Raw genomic sequence first — 14,658 nt, forward strand, 5'->3', positions numbered from 1 at the left:
ACATTTGGCGACCGGGTGTGAGAAGCCCGTTGTGTGAACCATGTCGATACCGTCAATGGCGGTCGTGCGCGTGCAGGCTTTGGCCTGACCGTGGATTCATGGTTACACACGGGCTTCTCACCATGCGTACGACTGCCACCCTAATCTGTGAGAAGGATCGAGGTGGTTGTTCCTGAAATTCAATTTCGAGGAGTAACCATGAAAAAACTAGTACCCGACCCACCCTACCCAATCCCCTTCGTCACCATCATCAGCGACCTCGACCACGAAGAAGCCATGGCCCACGCCAACAAGCTGATGCACACCCTCAGCGACACCGTCCACGCCTACACCGTCTGCCAGCGCGACGAGCGCCTCGACGTGATGAAGGACAGCGTCGAGATCCTCGGCCAACTGGTCATCTCGCTGGTCCGCCACGCCCGGGCCAAGGGGGCGCCGGTATGAGCGACGACTTCAAGCCCGGCCCGACCCAGGGCAAGACCACCTGCCTCGAGATCTTCTGCATCCAGCCTGGCATCCCGTTCGATCACGCCTTCAGCGACCTGTCGGTGCTGCTCGGCTGCGTGGCGCATTTCACTACCGAGGCGGAGATGGAAGGGGACCTCATGGCCGCCAGTGCGGCGCAGATTCTCAGCGGTCTGGCCAAGGGGCTGATCGATGACATGGAGTTGGGGTTGAATCGAGCGCGGTGAATGGGGGGCTGCTGCGCAGCCCTTTCCGGCCGGTCCGACGCCTCGGCAAGGCCGCTCCTACAGGGGATCGCGTTTTCTTGTAGGAGCGGCCTTGCCGAGGCGTCGGACCGGCCGGAAAGGGCCGCAAAGCGGCCCCAGGGATGCCAGACCGGGCCACTGTCGTTAGACTGTCATCTCCCCACCACCGGACAGGAGTCCCGGCGTGCCCGACCCCCGCAGTTTCCCCAGCGACCTGTGCCTTGAAAGCCCACGCCTGCAGCTGCGCCCCATGCGCCATGGCGACGCGCAGCAGTGGCTGACCATCATGGCCGACCCGGAAGTGATGCGTTACTGGTACCACGCCCCCTGGCAGACCCTGGCCGAGGCCGAAAGCGCCCTGGCCGCCGACCGCGAAGCCTATGCCGCCGGCCAGTTGCTCAAACTGGGCATGTACCGCCGCGACAACGGCGAGCTGATCGGCATGGTCCAGCTGTTCAACCTCGAGGAGGGCTCGCGCCGTGGCGAGGTCGGCTACTGCCTGGCCAAGTCGGCCCAAGGGCGGGGCTACATGGACGAGGCGCTGACCTGCTTCATCGACTACCTCGCCCACACCCTGCACCTGCGTCGCCTGGAGGCGGAAATCGACCCGCGCAACCAGGGCTCGGCGCGCACCCTCGAGCGCCAGGGCTTCGTCCTGGAGGGGACGCTGCGGGCCCGCTGGTGCGTAGCGGGTGAGCTGTCTGACTCGGGGCTGTACGGGCTGCTGCTGGAACCGCCTGTGGCCTGATACCCGAGGGTGTCATGGACGAGTCTTTTATTGATGGATGGAGCCCGTGTTTTGCCTGTTTTATATGTGACGTTCACCTTGCTGCTGTTCCTGCTATGCCTGTGTTTCGACGGCATCCTGATGGGCGTCGATGGGCATATGCCTGCTTTGCAGATACTGCTCATGGGCCCTTGGGGCATTGCCTTCGGGCAGTACCAGTGGTTTGCCAATCCGCTGCTGGGCCTGGCGCTGCTCGCCCATCGGCGCTTTCGCCGGCTGGCGCTTGCAGCCGGGGTGATCGCGCTGGGCCTGGCGCTCAGTTGCCTTGGCATCGAACGGGTGCCGGACAACCGCAGCTATAACTTCCTGCCCCTGACGGGTTTTGGCGCCGGTTACTATCTATGGACACTGGCGATCCTGCTGTTCTGCGTCGGGCAGGCCTGGTGGTGCCGCAAGGTGCGTTCGGCGGCGGATGTGCCGGGCTGGCGCTGGTTCGATGGTGTGCTGATCACGGTGCTGGTGGCGACGATCTACGCCGGGACGCAGATGCCGAGCCTGCGCGTCCAGCCGAGCGGCGCCGACGAGTTGCCGGAGCAGGCTGCGACACGCTGATGCGGTGCGGCCCGGATGGGTTTGGAAAGTCGACAGGGGCTGGGTTAAGGTCGCAGCTTGTCCCGTTTTCTCCAGGTACCTGACTTGCCCGCTTTCTACCTGACCACAAGCCTGGCCCTGTACCTGCTGAGCCTGGCTTTCGACGGTGCCCTGACGGGCGCCGGGCGGCATGTGCCGGCGCTGCAGATGCTGCTCTACGGCCCCTGGGGCATCGCCTTCGGCCTGTACCAGTGGTTCGCCAATCCGCTGCTGGCGCTGGCTATCCTCGCCCATCGACGGTTCCGCCGCCTGGCGCTGGTATGCGGCCTGGTGGCGTTGTACCTGGCGGCCAGCAGTTTTGCCATCAGCCGCTTGCCGGACAACCAGAGCTACGCCTTCCAGGATGTGACCGGCTTCGGCGTGGGCTTCTACCTGTGGCTGCTGGCGATCCTGGTGTTCTGCCTGGGGCAGCTGTGGTGGTGCTGGAAGGCGCGCTCGGCGGCGGATGTGCCGGGCTGGGGTTGGCTCGATGTGGCGCTGATCGCTGCCCTGAGCGTGGCGCTGTATGCCGGTACGCAGATGCCCTCGCTGCGCTTCGAGCCGCACAAGGTGATCGTGCCGCCGGAGCAGCCGCGCAGCTTGTGATGGATTGCCCTGCGACAAGGCCCTTAATGCCAGCTCTTTCAAGGTCTTTGGGTGCGAGGATTGTTGACCGAGTGAGGGCCACCAAGTGTTCGCTGCAAGGCGAGCGGCGGGCACTTGATGGCCCTCAACGCACCGTTCCCCACTGCACCACGATCATCCCGATCACGATCATCCCCACCCCCGCCAGCCGCAACAGGTTCACCGGCCGCTCCGGCAACCCCATCAAGCCAAACTGGTCGATCAGCAGCGACGACAGCACCTGCCCGGCCACCACGCAGACGATGAACCCGGCTGCCCCCAGGCGCGGCGTCAGCACCAGCGCGGCGGTGATGTACAGCACCCCGGCGACCCCGCCGAACCAGGCCCACCAGGGCGCATGGGCCAGTTGCTGCACCTGCGGCAGCGGCGCGCGCATCAGCAGCAGGGCCGGCACCAGCATCAGCAGGCTGACCAGCAACGACACCCCGGCGGCCCACAGCGGATGGCCGAGCAGGCGCCCGAGCGCGGCGTTGCTGCCCGCCTGGAACGGCACGGCGGCGCCTGCAAGGAGGGCGATGAGCAAGGGGAGGGCGGCGAAGAGGCTGGCGGGCATGGTGTCTACTCCAGATAAGAACACTGGCCTCAGTCTCGATCATGCATTTCAATGATGGAAATTCGAACTTCGCACAGGCTGTATTCGTACCATGGATGATTTGCGCCGCATCGACCTGAACCTGCTGCTGACCTTGCACGCCTTGCTCAGCGAGCAACATGTCTCCCGCGCGGCCCTGCGCCTGCACCGCAGCCAGCCGGCGGTCAGCCATGCCCTGGCGCAGTTGCGCGAGCTCTTCGCCGACCCGCTGCTGGTGCGACGCGGTGGCCGCCTGCAACTGACAGCCCGTGCCGAGGCCTTGCAAGCGCCGTTGCAGGAGGCGTTGCAGCAACTCGACGGATTGCTCGGCACGCCGGGCTTCGAGCCGGCGCGGGTACGGCGTACCTTTCGCCTGGCCATGTCCGACTACGGCGCCCGCGTGGTGCTGCCAGCGCTGATGCGCCTGCTGCGGCGCGAAGCGCCGGGCATTGACCTGGTGGTGTCCCAGGGCAGCCGTGAGGCGATGCTCGGCCAATTGATCGACGGCGAAGCGGACCTGGCGCTGGGCGTGTTCCCGGAGCTGCCGACGGAGATGGCCCAGCAGGTGCTGTTCGAGGAATCCTTCGTCTGCCTGGCCGACCGCGCCAGCCTGCCGCCCCGTGGCGGCCTGGCGCTCGACCCGTGGCTGGCGCGGCCCCATGTGCTGGTGGCGGTACGCCCCGGCATCGACAACGAGATCGACCAGGCCCTGGCCAGCTTGGGCGCACGTCGGCGCATCGCCTTGACCCTGCCGCATTGGGGTGTGGCCCAAAGCCTCATTGCCGGGACCGATCTGGTGCTCACCGTGGCCCGGCGCAGCCTCGCCGGTGCCCGGCTGGACCCGGCGCTGCGCCAGTTCGCGCCGCCCCTGGCGATCTCGCCGTTCGCCTTCGCCCAGGCCTGGCATTCGCGGCGTGACGGCGATGCCGGGCACCGCTGGCTGCGGGCGCGGATCCAGGCGCTGTGCGTGAACGAAAGCGTGGCAGGGTGCTAGTGTCCTGTCTCGGAAATAAGCTGTTCACTTTTGGCGGCGTCTTGGGCGCCCGGCCGGCGTTGCCACTCCTCGCCATAGCCCTGCTATGACTCGTCGCGGCGCCTTGCCCGAACACCCAAGCCACTCGCCAAAAGAGAACGTATTTCCGAGACAGGACACTAGGCTGTGCCAAGACCCTAAGCGAGAAGGAATGCCCATGTTCAAGCGTTACCTGCCCGGCGTTGCCGCCCTGCTGATCGCGACCGCTGCCCAGGCCGAAGACTATTCGCCCACCTACACCCAGTGCATGGACAAGGCCTCCAGCACCTTGGCCATGGGCGCCTGTATCCAGGCCGAGACCCAGCTACAGGATGACCGGCTGAACCGGGTCTACAAGCAGTTGATGGCCAAGCTCGACAGCCAGCAGCAGAAGGACCTGCGCGAAGTCCAGCGTACCTGGATGAAGTACCGCGACGGCAACTGCGCGTTCCACGGCAAGTTGAGCAACGGCAGCATCTACCGCATCGAAGGCGCGATGTGCGAGATGGACATGAGCAAGGACCGGGCGGCGGAGCTGGAGCGTGTGCTCAGTCCGGGGCAGTAGCGCAGCATCAGCTTACAGATTGGTGGTTGATCTGGTCGGCTGAAGGGTATCGCCGCGACCTTGATGGCTGTATTTTTGTATAGCTCATGGACAGCTTGTTCACCAAGGGAGGAGCACATGCCTGACAGCACCGATGTCGCCAACTACTTCCTCACGCTGGAAGGCGAGGCGGGTGAAATCTCGAACCTGAAGCTGCAGAAGCTGGTTTATTACGCGCAGGGCTTCAGCTTGGTCTTGCTGGGCGGGCCGTTGTTCGAAGAGCGAATCGAGGCCTGGATGCATGGCCCGGTGGTGCCCGACCTCTACCGCCGGTTCAGCCAGCACGGCTCGAACCCGATTCCGGTGCCTGCCGTGTTCGAGCCGACCTGCTTTTCCCGGGAGCAGGCCCGTCTGATCAAGGAGGTCTTCGAGGTTTATGGGCAGTATTCGGCGTGGAAGCTCCGCCAACTGACCCATGAAGAAGACCCCTGGCGGGACAATTATCAGGAGGGCGCTTTCAGCCGGGAAATTCCCCGGGACGAAATGCAGCGCTACTTCAGGAACCACCTGGTGAACTGAGCAATGGTACGCAAGCGACTCAAGGAGCGAGACGCCCAGGGAAATCAGGTCAGGACACGCCAAGCGGCAGGCTGCGCCCACCAGTGTTCTCACTGGAGCACCTGCAATCAGGTTGGTGCATCCAGGATTGCCAGCAGGCGGAGCGGGCGCGGATGCTCGAGCGACTGCGCCAGATCAGCCAACGCACGTGGCGAGAGATCCGCCAGCTCGATCGACACGGTTATGGCACGGAGACGATTTCACGCGGCAGTATCAGGGCTGTGTTGCCTTCATTTCTCACCGAGGATGTTCGGTTGCTGGCGTTCAGGGCTTTCGATCTGGTGGCGATGGTGGGGTATCGCAGCGGGCGGATCTTCCATGTGATCTGGATAGATCGTGAGTTCAAGTTGTACAAGCATTGACGCGAAGTGCAGTGGTCCTTTGGTGGGCTAGTCAAGCGGGGTATGGCACCGGCTTTGCCGGTGTTCGCGGGCAAGCCCGCTCCCACAGGGTGCGCGGACTACCCGCGAAGTCAGCTCCCTGCGCGACTGTGGGAGCGGGTTTACCCGCGAAGAATCCAACGCGGTGCCTGGCACCGGCTTCGCCGGTGTTCGCGGCTAAAGCCGCTCCCACAGGTCCCTGCTAAATCAATCAGTCATTTGCAGTTCCATTGGAGCGGTCTTGCCCGAGCTTCAGGCGCTGCGGTGCGCGCGTCGTGCCCGGGCCTTCAGGTACTCGCGCACCTCCACGCCGTCTCCGGCGAACTCGATCCGCTGTGCCTTGGCCTCACGCTGGTAGGCGTACATCGGGTCGTAGTACTCCTTGAGCAGCCCTTCGATCCACCCTCGGTGCAGGCTCACGTCACCACTGCGCAACTGCTCCTCCAGCGCCTGGTCGAGCAACGTCGACAGCCGCTGGAAGCGTTCGCCGCCCAGGCGCTTGTGGATGTTGGCCATGCTCTGGCGCATACGCTCGGCGAACAGTGGGCCGCCGGCCTCTGCACCGTGCACGGCGATGTATTCGGCGCACAGGTTGATCACGTAGTCGCGCAGGATGCGTTCCACGCGATGCTCGAAGCTGTCTTCAAGCCACACCAGCGGATAGCGCTGCATGCCCTGGTACAGCTCCAGCGGCACCGCGCAGCTGCCGACCACGCGGCCTTCGTCCTCGAGCACGAACTGGCCGGTGCCACGCTCGCGTTTCTTGAGGATGTCGATGGCCAGCGCGTTCTCGAAATCGATCTGCGCCGGCTGCGCCGTGGCGCGCTTGCCGAAGCTGGAGCCGCGGTGGTTGGCGTGGCCTTCGAGGTCGAGCACGTTGTCCAGCTGGTGCAGCACATCGGTCTTGCCGGTGCCGGTCAGTCCGCCCAGCAGGACGAACTCGCACTGCTGCACCGCCTGCAGCGTGGTATCCATCAGCAGGGTGCGCATGGCCTTGTAGCCGCCCACCACCTTCGGATACTGGATGCCGGCGTCCTTGAGCCAGCCCTGGACGATCTGCGAGCGCAGACCGCCACGGAAACAATAGAGGTAGCCGTCGGGATGGACCTGGGTGAACGCGGCCCAGGCTTCCAGGCGCTGCTGCTTGAGCGCGCCGTTGACCAACTGATGGCCCAGGGCGATGGCGGCGGCCTGGCCCTGCTGCTTGTAGCAGGTGCCGACCTTCTGCCGCTCCTGGTCGTTCATCAGCGGCAGGTTGACGGCGCCGGGGAAGGCGCCCTTGGTGAATTCGATCGGCGCGCGCATGTCCATCATCGGCACGTCGTCGAGGAACAGCTGTTTCAGCTCGGTGCAGTCGGGGCGCATCAGATCACCTCGACTGCGTGGCTCTGTCGCTCGACCAGCTCGCCGATCGGCGCCAGCTCGAGCCCCAGTTCCCGCGCCACGGCGAGGAATTCGGCCTCGCCCTGCGGGGTGACCGCCACCAGCAGGCCGCCGCTGGTCTGCGGGTCGCACAGCAGGTGCTTCTGCTCGTCGCTCAGCGCGCCGATCTTGTGGCCGTAGCTGTCGAAGTTGCGCAGGGTGCCGCCGGGGATGCAGCCCTCGGCCAGGTAGTGTTCGACGCTGGGCAGGCGCGGCACGGCATTGAACTGCAGGCGGGCGGTGAGGCCGCTGCCCTCGGCGACTTCGACCAGGTGGCCGAGCAGGCCGAAACCGGTGACGTCGGTCATCGCCTGCACGCCGTCGAGCTTGCCGAAGCGGCTGCCCGGGGTGTTGAGGGTGCACATCCAGTCACGGGCCAGGCCCTGGTCCTGCTCGCGCAGCTTGGCCTTCTTCTCGGCGGTGGTGAGAATGCCGATGCCCAGCGGCTTGGTCAGGTACAGGCGGCAGCCGACGCTGGCGGTGTCGTTGCGCTTGAGGTGGCGCTTGCTCACCACGCCGGTCACGGCCAGGCCGAAGATCGGTTCGGGGGCGTCGATGGAGTGGCCGCCGGCCAGCGGGATACCCGCTTCGGCGCACACGGCGCGGCCACCGCGGATCACCTCGCGGGCGACCTCCGGCGGCAGCACGTTGACCGGCCAGCCGAGGATGGCGATGGCCATCAGCGGATCGCCGCCCATGGCGTAGATGTCACTGATGGCGTTGGTGGCGGCGATGCGGCCGAAGTCGTACGGGTCGTCGACGATGGGCATGAAGAAGTCAGTGGTCGAGACCACCCCACGCTCGTCATCCAGGGCGTAGACGGCGGCGTCGTCGCGCGAGGCGTTGCCGACCCAGAGTTTCGGGTCGAGGGCCTGGGTGCCGCTCTCGGCGAGGATCACATCCAGGACCTTGGGAGAAATCTTGCAGCCACAGCCAGCGCCGTGGCTGTACTGTGTCAGACGAATCGGCTCGCTCATGTGCACCTCGACTTTTCGTGATGCGCGATTGTAGCAAAGCTGGCCTTTGTGCCTGCGGCTCTTATACTTCCCTCGTTTATCAGCATCGCGGGGCAAGCCCGCTCCCACGCAGACCTGCGATGCGCCATCGACTCATGCCCCGCTATCGAACCGGAGAATCCCCATGCTCAAACGCCCCCTGGCCCTGTTTGCCGGCCTCGCGCTGTCCTGCTGCGCGGTGGTCGCCCAGGCCGCCGATGTGCTGCGCGTCAGCGCCATCCCCGACGAGGCGCCAACCGAACTGCTGCGCAAGTTCAAGCCGCTGGGCGAATACCTCGAGCAGCAGCTGGGCATGAAGGTGCAGTTCGTGCCGGTGGCCGACTACCCGGCGGTGGTCGAGTCGCTGGCCAGCGATCGCCTGGACCTGGCCTGGCTGGGGGGCTTCACCTTCGTCCAGGTGCACCTGAAGGATCCCAAGGCCACGCCGCTGGTGCAGCGTGAGCAGGATGCCAAGTTCACCAGCAAGTTCATCACCGCCAACCCGGACGTGAAGAGCCTCAAGGACCTGAAGGGCAAGACCTTCGCCTTCGGTTCGATTTCGTCCACCTCGGGCAGCCTGATGCCGCGTTACTTCATGCTCAAGAACGACAACATCAAGCCCGAGGAGTACTTCAGCCGCGTCGCCTATTCCGGCGCCCACGATGCCACCGCCGCCTGGGTCCAGGCCGGCAAGGCCGATGCCGGCGTGCTCAATGCCAGCGTCTGGGACAAGCTGGTTGCGGCGGGCAAGGTCGATACCAGCAAGGTCAAGGTGTTTGCCACCACGCCGGAGTACTTCGACTACAACTGGACCGTGCGCGGCAATATGGACCCGGCGCTGAAAGAGAAGATCAAGCAGGCCTTCCTTGCCCTGGATCCGGCCAAACCTGCGGACAAGGCGATCCTCGACCTGCAGGCCGCCAGCCGCTTCATCGAGACCAAGCCCGAGAACTACAAGGGCACCGAGCAAGCTGCGCGTGAGGCCGGCCTGCTCAAGTGAGTATCCGTGTTCAGGGCGCCAGTGTGCGCCATGGCCAGGTCCAGGCCTTGAGCGCGGTGGACCTGCAGTTCGGCCAGGGCGAGCGGGTGGCGATCATCGGCCCGTCCGGGGCCGGCAAGTCCAGCCTGCTGCACCTGATGGCCACTGCCGTGCCGCCCAGTGAAGGGCGCCTGGAACTGTTGGGCGAGCAACCCTGGGCATTGTCTGCCAGGGCTCGCCAGCGCCTGCGCGCACGGGTCGGCCTGGTGCACCAGGCGCCGCCCCTGCCGCCGCGCCAGCGGGTGGTCACCGCCGTGCTGGCGGGGCGCCTGGGGCAGTGGGGCACGCTGCGCGGGCTGCTCAACCTGATCCACCCCGGCGATGTACCCGGTGCCCGTGCGGCGCTGGCCGAGCTGGGCATGGCCGACAAGCTGTTCGCCCAATGCGGGCAGTTGTCCGGTGGCCAGTTGCAGCGGGTCGGCATCGCCCGCGCCTTGTACCAGCAACCCGAAGTGCTGCTGGCCGACGAGCCGGTCTCGGCCATGGACCCGGTGCTGGCCGACCATAGCCTGGCGTTGCTCAACCGTCATGCCCAGGCCCATGGCGTGACCCTGGTCGCCAGCCTGCACGCGGTTGAGCTCGCCCTGGCGCATTTTCCGCGCATCATCGGTATTCGTGCCGGGCAGGTGGCGTTCGATTGTCCGGCAGCAGCGGTCAGCGAAGCGATGCTCGATGCCTTGTACGCCAACGAGCAACTGGCCTCGCCTGTCGCCGCGACGGCGAGCCTGCAGGTGCAGATCCCGCGATGCTGAGCACTGACCAGCGCGATCCCGCTGCCATCCCCCGCTTGTTGTTGACCCTGCTGGGCCTGGCGTTGCTGTGGCCGGGCCTGCGCTTGAGCGAACTCGACCCCGGCGTGCTGTTGCAGGCCGAGAACCGCCGGCAGATGGCCAGCTTCGTCAGCGCGTTCTGGCCCCCGGCCCACGACGCCGGGTTTCTCGACCTGCTGTTCACCGCCACCGTGCAGACCCTGGCCGTGGCCACGGCGGGCATGACCCTGGCGTTGCTGCTGGCAGTCCCGGCCAGCCTGCTGGCCAGCCGGGCGTTGTCGCTGCGGGCGGCTTCCAATGGTGGACGTCTGGGACCATGGTCACGCGCTGCGCGCCTGCCGGTGCGCGGCGTGCTGATCTTCCTGCGCAGCGTGCCGGAGATCGTCTGGGCACTGCTGTTCGTCCGCGCCGTGGGCCTGGGCCCGACCGCCGGGGTGCTGGCCATCGCCATTACCTACAGCGGCATGCTCGGCAAGGTCTACGCGGAGATCTTCGAATCGGTGGACCAGCGCCCGGCCCATGCCTTGCTCCAGGCCGGCAGCAGCCGGCTGTCGGCGTTTCTCTACGGCACCCTGCCCGAGGCCGCGAGCGAGGTGGTGTCCTACACCGTGTACCGCTGGGAATGCGCGGTGCGCGCCTCGGTGGTGATGGGCTTCGTTGGCGCCGGCGGCCTCGGCCAGCAGATCGACCTGTCGATGCGCATGTTCGCCGGCGCCGAGGTGGCGAGCATGCTGCTGACCTTCCTGCTGCTGGTGATGCTGGCCGACCTGCTCAGCCGCTTCCTGCGCGGGAGGCTCGCATGAGGCGGGTGATCAATGGGCTGGTGATTGTCGCGATCCTGGCGGCGGTGCTGGCGTCGTTCGCCTACCTGGAGCTGGACCTGGCAGCGGTTGTCGGCAGCGGTGGGCCGGCGCAGATGGGGGAATACGCGGCGCGTTTCCTGCACCCGGACCTCTCTGTGGCGCACCTGCGGGCGGTTGGGCGCGGCGCCTTGGAAACGCTGGCGATGTCGGGGATGGGGACACTGCTGGCAATACTGCTCGGCCTGATGCTGGCGCTGCCGGCCGCCGGACGCTTTGGCTGGCCGTTGCAGGGCGCGGCGCGCCTGCTGCTCAATGCGCTGCGGGCGATTCCGGAGCTGGTCTGGGCGGCGCTGACCGTGCTGGCGGCGGGCCTGGGGCCGAATGCCGGCACCCTGGCGCTGGCGCTGCACACCGCCGGGGTGCTGGGGCGGCTGTTCGCCGAGGCGCTGGAGAATGCGCCGCCTGAGCCTGCGACGGCGATCCGCCTGCAAGGCGGCAGCCAGGTGGCGGCGTTCTGTTTCGGCACGTTGCCCAACCTGTGGCCACAACTGCTGGCGTACAGCCTGTATCGCTGGGAAAACAACATCCGCATGGCCAGCGTGCTGGGCTTCGTGGGGGCGGGCGGGCTGGGACAGATGCTCTACGCGACCCTGAGCCTGTTCCAGGAGGCCCAGGCCAGCACGGTGATCATCGCCATGCTGTTGCTGGTGCTGCTGGTGGATGCCCTGAGCAATGTGCTGCGCCAGCGTTTCGTGCGCGCCTGAACGGGCTTGATGCGCTACCTGATCTCTGACTGTAGTCCCGCTCCGGCCTCGCGCCAAGCCCTGTTCGTCAATCCGAAAAATAAACTTCACTAGAGCGTAAAAAGACTTTTTTCGGTCATGGTTTTTGCGGTATCAAGGAATCAGACAGCCGAACCCTGCAGCACAGGTGGCGTCATCCACGCCCCTTTTGCCAGGTGAGCTTCCCGCCCGTAACGACGCGGATACGGGAAGAACGGCAGTCACTCTGCGGCGCAGCCGTTCGCGCCGTGTGGCTTTCACATAAGGTGAACGAGTATGGATGACCAAGGACGCAACCCTTCCTCCAACCAGCCAATCCTGTATGTGCTCGATACCAACGTCCTGATTCACGACCCCAACGCCCTGCTCAACTTCGAGGAGCACCACGTCGCCATACCGATGACGGTGCTGGAGGAACTCGACAAGCTCAAGACCGGTAAACACACCATCGCCGCCGAGTGTCGCCAGGCCATCCGCCTGATCGACCAGACCCTCGGTGATGCCTCGCCCAGCGATGTCGAGCAGGGCGTGCCGATCCAGCGCGGCAAGAGCGGGCCCAAGGGCTTCCTGTCCATCCTCATGAGCACGCGCAACGAGCCGAACCGCCTGCTCCCCGAAAACCTCGCCGACAACATCATCATCAACCAGCTGCTGGACCTGCGCGCCAAGCGCAAGGACCTCGACGTGGTGCTGGTGACCAAGGACATCAACATGCGCCTGAAGGCGCGTGCCTGCGGGATTGCCGCCGAGGACTACAGCACCGACCAGCTGGTCGACGACGTGTCCTTGCTGTCCAAGGGCTATCACTCGGTCACAGGGTCGTTCTGGGACCGCGTGAGCAAGGTCGACACCCGCCAGGAACGCGGCCGTACCTGGCACCGGGTGCAACTGATCGACAACCTGCCGGCGGTGCATATCAACGAGTTCATCATCGATGAACAGGGCTTCGTCGGTTGGATCAAGGGCATCCGCAACGACGAGCTGCTGCTGCTCGACCTGCACCAGGAACCGCTGCTGCACCAGGAAGCCTGGGGCCTCAAGCCGCGGGACATCCACCAGAGCCTGGCGCTGTTCGCCCTGCTCGACCCGGATATCCACCTGGTCAACCTCACCGGCGCCGCCGGCTCCGGCAAGACCATCCTGGCGTTGGCCGCGGCCATCGAGCAGACCATGGTCAGCAAGCGCTACCGGCGCATCATCGCCACCCGTAGCGTGCAGGGGCTGGACCAGGAGATCGGCTTCCTGCCGGGCACCGAGGCGGAGAAGATGGAGCCCTGGCTGGGCGCCATCACCGACAACCTCGAAGCGCTGCACATGGACGACGAGAGCACCCACGGCAGTGTCGAGTACATCCTCGAGCGGGTGCCGTTGCAGTTCAAGTCGCTGAACTACATCCGGGGTCGCAGCTTCCAGCAGAGCCTGATCCTCATCGACGAGTGCCAGAACCTCACGCCGCACCAGATCAAGACCATCATCACCCGCGCGGGGAACGGGTCCAAGGTGGTCTGCCTGGGCAACCTGGCGCAGATCGACACGCCGTACCTGTCGGCCACCAGCTCCGGGCTGACCTACCTGACCGAACGCTTCAAGGACTTCCCCCACGGCGTTCACATCACCCTGCAGGGCGTGCCGCGCTCGGTGCTGGCCGAGTACGCCGAGTCGCATCTGTAACCCAAGCCCGCTCCCACGATTCGTCGTGGGAGCGGGCTTACCCCGCGATGCGCTGATCTGCCCTCTGCTCAAAGCTGACCTGCAGGTTTACACTCTGTATTCCCTACCCAGGAGCAGAGCAGTGCTGACTCATCTTGATTCCCAGGGGCGCGCCAACATGGTCGACGTCACTGAAAAGGCCGTGACCGCGCGCGAGGCGATTGCCGAGGCGCGGGTGCGCATGTTGCCGGACACCCTGCGCATGATCGTCGATGGCCAACATCCCAAGGGCGACGTGTTCGCCGTGGCGCGCATCGCCGGCATCCAGGCGGCGAAGAAGACCAGCGACCTGATCCCGCTGTGCCATCCGCTGATGCTTACCGGCGTCAAGGTCGAGCTGGCCGCCGAAGGCGAGGATGTGGTGCATATCGTCGCCCGCTGCAAGTTGGCCGGGCAGACCGGCGTCGAGATGGAAGCCCTGACCGCCGCCAGCGTCGCCGCGCTGACCATCTACGACATGTGCAAGGCGGTGGACAAGGGCATGGTCATCGAGCAAGTGCGCCTGCTGGAGAAGACCGGCGGCAAGAGCGGCCACTACAAGGTGGAGGGGTGATGAAGGTCAAGGTCATGTATTTCGCCCGCTACCGTGAGTTGCTGGGCGTCGATGCCGAGCGCCTGGAAGGTGACTTCAAGGTACTGGAGGATGTGCGCCAGGCCCTGGTGGGCAAGGGCGGGCATTATGCGGTGCTGGCCGAGCAGAACCTGATGTGCGCCCGCAACGAAGAGCTGTGCCGGCTCGATGAGCCAGTGGAAGAGGGTGACGAGATCGCGTTCTTCCCACCCGTGACCGGAGGTTGACCGTGGCCGTACGTGTCCAGCAGGCGGCCTTCGACCCGGGCGCTGAGGTCAACGCCATGCACGCCGCCAATGTCGGCGTGGGGGCGGTAGTCGGTTTCGTCGGCTACGTGCGCGACTTCAACGATGGCCTGGATGTGGCCGGGATGTTCCTCGAGCACTACCCGGGGATGACCGAGAAGGCCCTGGCCAAGATCGTGGTCGAGGCCGAGCAGCGCTGGCCGTTGCTCAAGGTCGAGGTGCTGCACCGCATCGGCGCCCTGGAGCCGGGCGAGCCGATCGTCTTCGTCGGCGTGGCCAGCGCGCACCGCCAGGCGGCGTTCGATGCCTGCAATTTCATCATGGATTACCTGAAGACCCGGGCGCCGTTCTGGAAGAAGGAGAACACCCGGGAAGGGCCGCGCTGGGTCGAGGGTAAGCAGAGCGATCAGGATGCGGCGGGGCGCTGGTAGGCCTGTTGTGGATGGCCGGGGCTTGGGCCCCGGTTCGCGGGTAAACCCGCTCC

General features: G+C 65.8%; 20 protein-coding genes. 17 read left to right on the forward strand and 3 right to left on the reverse strand.

Annotated elements, in window-relative coordinates; translation table 11 throughout:
- Nucleotides 1-198: 198 nt before the first annotated feature.
- The 5 genes from AC0MAZ_RS08295 (at nucleotide 199) to AC0MAZ_RS08315 (ending at nucleotide 2,673) form a co-directional block, all read left to right on the forward strand.
- Complete coding sequence (locus AC0MAZ_RS08295) at nucleotides 199-444, forward strand: hypothetical protein (RefSeq protein WP_475860849.1); 246 nt, start codon at nucleotides 199-201, stop codon at nucleotides 442-444.
- Nucleotides 441-692: a DUF3077 domain-containing protein gene (locus tag AC0MAZ_RS08300; RefSeq protein WP_475860850.1), complete on the forward strand. Its 252-nt coding sequence runs from the start codon at nucleotides 441-443 to the stop codon at nucleotides 690-692. The genes AC0MAZ_RS08295 and AC0MAZ_RS08300 overlap by 4 nt, the downstream gene beginning before the upstream one ends.
- Before the next feature lie 202 nt (nucleotides 693-894).
- Nucleotides 895-1,458, forward strand: a complete 564-nt coding sequence (locus AC0MAZ_RS08305) for a GNAT family N-acetyltransferase (RefSeq protein WP_232854692.1) — start codon at nucleotides 895-897, stop codon at nucleotides 1,456-1,458.
- A gap of 33 nt (nucleotides 1,459-1,491) precedes the next feature.
- Nucleotides 1,492-2,049: a hypothetical protein gene (locus tag AC0MAZ_RS08310; RefSeq protein WP_375538092.1), complete on the forward strand. Its 558-nt coding sequence runs from the start codon at nucleotides 1,492-1,494 to the stop codon at nucleotides 2,047-2,049.
- 84 nt (nucleotides 2,050-2,133) lie between these two features.
- Complete coding sequence (locus AC0MAZ_RS08315) at nucleotides 2,134-2,673, forward strand: hypothetical protein (RefSeq protein WP_232854691.1); 540 nt, start codon at nucleotides 2,134-2,136, stop codon at nucleotides 2,671-2,673.
- 124 nt (nucleotides 2,674-2,797) lie between these two features.
- On the opposite strand, the gene AC0MAZ_RS08320 is transcribed toward AC0MAZ_RS08315, so the two are convergent.
- Nucleotides 2,798-3,265, reverse strand: a complete 468-nt coding sequence (locus tag AC0MAZ_RS08320) for a DMT family transporter (protein ID WP_203647938.1) — start codon at nucleotides 3,263-3,265, stop codon at nucleotides 2,798-2,800.
- Between the two features lie 91 nt (nucleotides 3,266-3,356).
- Between AC0MAZ_RS08320 and AC0MAZ_RS08325 the strand changes: the two genes are divergently transcribed.
- The 4 genes from AC0MAZ_RS08325 (at nucleotide 3,357) to AC0MAZ_RS08340 (ending at nucleotide 5,819) form a co-directional block, all read left to right on the forward strand.
- Nucleotides 3,357-4,277: a LysR family transcriptional regulator gene (locus AC0MAZ_RS08325; RefSeq protein WP_203647937.1), complete on the forward strand. Its 921-nt coding sequence runs from the start codon at nucleotides 3,357-3,359 to the stop codon at nucleotides 4,275-4,277.
- Nucleotides 4,278-4,473: 196 nt separating this feature from the next.
- A complete protein-coding gene (locus AC0MAZ_RS08330; protein ID WP_062575096.1) occupies nucleotides 4,474-4,860 on the forward strand; it encodes a lysozyme inhibitor LprI family protein in 387 nt (128 codons plus the stop codon).
- Between the two features lie 117 nt (nucleotides 4,861-4,977).
- Nucleotides 4,978-5,418, forward strand: a complete 441-nt coding sequence (locus tag AC0MAZ_RS08335) for a Panacea domain-containing protein (protein WP_203647936.1) — start codon at nucleotides 4,978-4,980, stop codon at nucleotides 5,416-5,418.
- Nucleotides 5,419-5,570: 152 nt separating this feature from the next.
- Nucleotides 5,571-5,819 (forward strand): hypothetical protein, encoded by a 249-nt coding sequence (locus AC0MAZ_RS08340; RefSeq protein ID WP_475860851.1) that lies wholly within the window; start codon nucleotides 5,571-5,573, stop codon nucleotides 5,817-5,819.
- A gap of 270 nt (nucleotides 5,820-6,089) precedes the next feature.
- Here AC0MAZ_RS08340 and mnmH read toward each other — a convergent pair whose 3' ends face one another.
- Together mnmH and selD are read right to left on the reverse strand one after the other, a co-directional pair.
- Entirely contained in the window at nucleotides 6,090-7,202 is a 1,113-nt protein-coding gene (gene mnmH / locus AC0MAZ_RS08345) for a tRNA 2-selenouridine(34) synthase MnmH (RefSeq protein ID WP_232854689.1), read from the reverse strand.
- On the reverse strand, nucleotides 7,202-8,236 hold the full coding sequence (gene selD, locus AC0MAZ_RS08350) for a selenide, water dikinase SelD (RefSeq protein WP_198744823.1): 1,035 nt from the start codon (nucleotides 8,234-8,236) through the stop codon (nucleotides 7,202-7,204). Before selD ends, mnmH begins: the two co-directional genes overlap by 1 nt.
- A 163-nt stretch (nucleotides 8,237-8,399) precedes the next feature.
- On the opposite strand from selD, the gene AC0MAZ_RS08355 reads away from it, so the two are divergent.
- The 8 genes from AC0MAZ_RS08355 (at nucleotide 8,400) to moaE (ending at nucleotide 14,605) form a co-directional block, all read left to right on the forward strand.
- Complete coding sequence (locus AC0MAZ_RS08355; protein WP_254465289.1) at nucleotides 8,400-9,254, forward strand: putative selenate ABC transporter substrate-binding protein; 855 nt, start codon at nucleotides 8,400-8,402, stop codon at nucleotides 9,252-9,254.
- Nucleotides 9,251-10,045, forward strand: coding sequence for a phosphonate ABC transporter ATP-binding protein (locus AC0MAZ_RS08360; protein WP_475860852.1), 795 nt, complete (start codon nucleotides 9,251-9,253; stop codon nucleotides 10,043-10,045). Before AC0MAZ_RS08355 ends, AC0MAZ_RS08360 begins: the two co-directional genes overlap by 4 nt.
- Entirely contained in the window at nucleotides 10,039-10,866 is an 828-nt protein-coding gene (locus AC0MAZ_RS08365; protein ID WP_475860853.1) for a PhnE/PtxC family ABC transporter permease, read from the forward strand. The genes AC0MAZ_RS08360 and AC0MAZ_RS08365 overlap by 7 nt, the downstream gene beginning before the upstream one ends.
- Complete coding sequence (gene phnE / locus AC0MAZ_RS08370) at nucleotides 10,863-11,630, forward strand: phosphonate ABC transporter, permease protein PhnE (RefSeq protein WP_203647931.1); 768 nt, start codon at nucleotides 10,863-10,865, stop codon at nucleotides 11,628-11,630. The genes AC0MAZ_RS08365 and phnE overlap by 4 nt, the downstream gene beginning before the upstream one ends.
- A 294-nt stretch (nucleotides 11,631-11,924) precedes the next feature.
- Nucleotides 11,925-13,319 (forward strand): PhoH family protein, encoded by a 1,395-nt coding sequence (locus tag AC0MAZ_RS08375; RefSeq protein WP_011535580.1) that lies wholly within the window; start codon nucleotides 11,925-11,927, stop codon nucleotides 13,317-13,319.
- Nucleotides 13,320-13,440: 121 nt separating this feature from the next.
- Complete coding sequence (moaC, locus tag AC0MAZ_RS08380) at nucleotides 13,441-13,911, forward strand: cyclic pyranopterin monophosphate synthase MoaC (RefSeq protein ID WP_046857035.1); 471 nt, start codon at nucleotides 13,441-13,443, stop codon at nucleotides 13,909-13,911.
- Nucleotides 13,911-14,156 (forward strand): molybdopterin converting factor subunit 1, encoded by a 246-nt coding sequence (gene moaD, locus AC0MAZ_RS08385; protein WP_203647930.1) that lies wholly within the window; start codon nucleotides 13,911-13,913, stop codon nucleotides 14,154-14,156. The genes moaC and moaD overlap by 1 nt, the downstream gene beginning before the upstream one ends.
- A 2-nt stretch (nucleotides 14,157-14,158) precedes the next feature.
- Nucleotides 14,159-14,605, forward strand: a complete 447-nt coding sequence (gene moaE, locus AC0MAZ_RS08390; protein WP_186713231.1) for a molybdopterin synthase catalytic subunit MoaE — start codon at nucleotides 14,159-14,161, stop codon at nucleotides 14,603-14,605.
- The last annotated feature ends 53 nt before the right edge of the window (nucleotides 14,606-14,658 follow it).

The sequence above is a fragment of the Pseudomonas sp. A genome (genome assembly GCF_056270345.1).

What these genes read in the sequence shown, in the direction of transcription:
- AC0MAZ_RS08295 (WP_475860849.1), top strand. Translation starts at nt 199, where the DNA reads ATGAAAAAACTAGTACCCGACCCACCCTACCCAATCCCCTTCGTCACC.
- AC0MAZ_RS08300 (WP_475860850.1), top strand. Translation starts at nt 441, where the DNA reads ATGAGCGACGACTTCAAGCCCGGCCCGACCCAGGGCAAGACCACCTGC.
- AC0MAZ_RS08310 (WP_375538092.1), top strand. Translation starts at nt 1,492, where the DNA reads ATGGATGGAGCCCGTGTTTTGCCTGTTTTATATGTGACGTTCACCTTG.
- AC0MAZ_RS08320 (WP_203647938.1), bottom strand. Translation starts at nt 3,265, where the DNA reads ATGCCCGCCAGCCTCTTCGCCGCCCTCCCCTTGCTCATCGCCCTCCTT.
- AC0MAZ_RS08325 (WP_203647937.1), top strand. Translation starts at nt 3,357, where the DNA reads ATGGATGATTTGCGCCGCATCGACCTGAACCTGCTGCTGACCTTGCAC.
- AC0MAZ_RS08330 (WP_062575096.1), top strand. Translation starts at nt 4,474, where the DNA reads ATGTTCAAGCGTTACCTGCCCGGCGTTGCCGCCCTGCTGATCGCGACC.
- AC0MAZ_RS08335 (WP_203647936.1), top strand. Translation starts at nt 4,978, where the DNA reads ATGCCTGACAGCACCGATGTCGCCAACTACTTCCTCACGCTGGAAGGC.
- AC0MAZ_RS08340 (WP_475860851.1), top strand. Translation starts at nt 5,571, where the DNA reads ATGCTCGAGCGACTGCGCCAGATCAGCCAACGCACGTGGCGAGAGATC.
- mnmH (WP_232854689.1), bottom strand. Translation starts at nt 7,202, where the DNA reads ATGCGCCCCGACTGCACCGAGCTGAAACAGCTGTTCCTCGACGACGTG.
- selD (WP_198744823.1), bottom strand. Translation starts at nt 8,236, where the DNA reads ATGAGCGAGCCGATTCGTCTGACACAGTACAGCCACGGCGCTGGCTGT.
- AC0MAZ_RS08355 (WP_254465289.1), top strand. Translation starts at nt 8,400, where the DNA reads ATGCTCAAACGCCCCCTGGCCCTGTTTGCCGGCCTCGCGCTGTCCTGC.
- AC0MAZ_RS08365 (WP_475860853.1), top strand. Translation starts at nt 10,039, where the DNA reads ATGCTGAGCACTGACCAGCGCGATCCCGCTGCCATCCCCCGCTTGTTG.
- phnE (WP_203647931.1), top strand. Translation starts at nt 10,863, where the DNA reads ATGAGGCGGGTGATCAATGGGCTGGTGATTGTCGCGATCCTGGCGGCG.
- AC0MAZ_RS08375 (WP_011535580.1), top strand. Translation starts at nt 11,925, where the DNA reads ATGGATGACCAAGGACGCAACCCTTCCTCCAACCAGCCAATCCTGTAT.
- moaD (WP_203647930.1), top strand. Translation starts at nt 13,911, where the DNA reads ATGAAGGTCAAGGTCATGTATTTCGCCCGCTACCGTGAGTTGCTGGGC.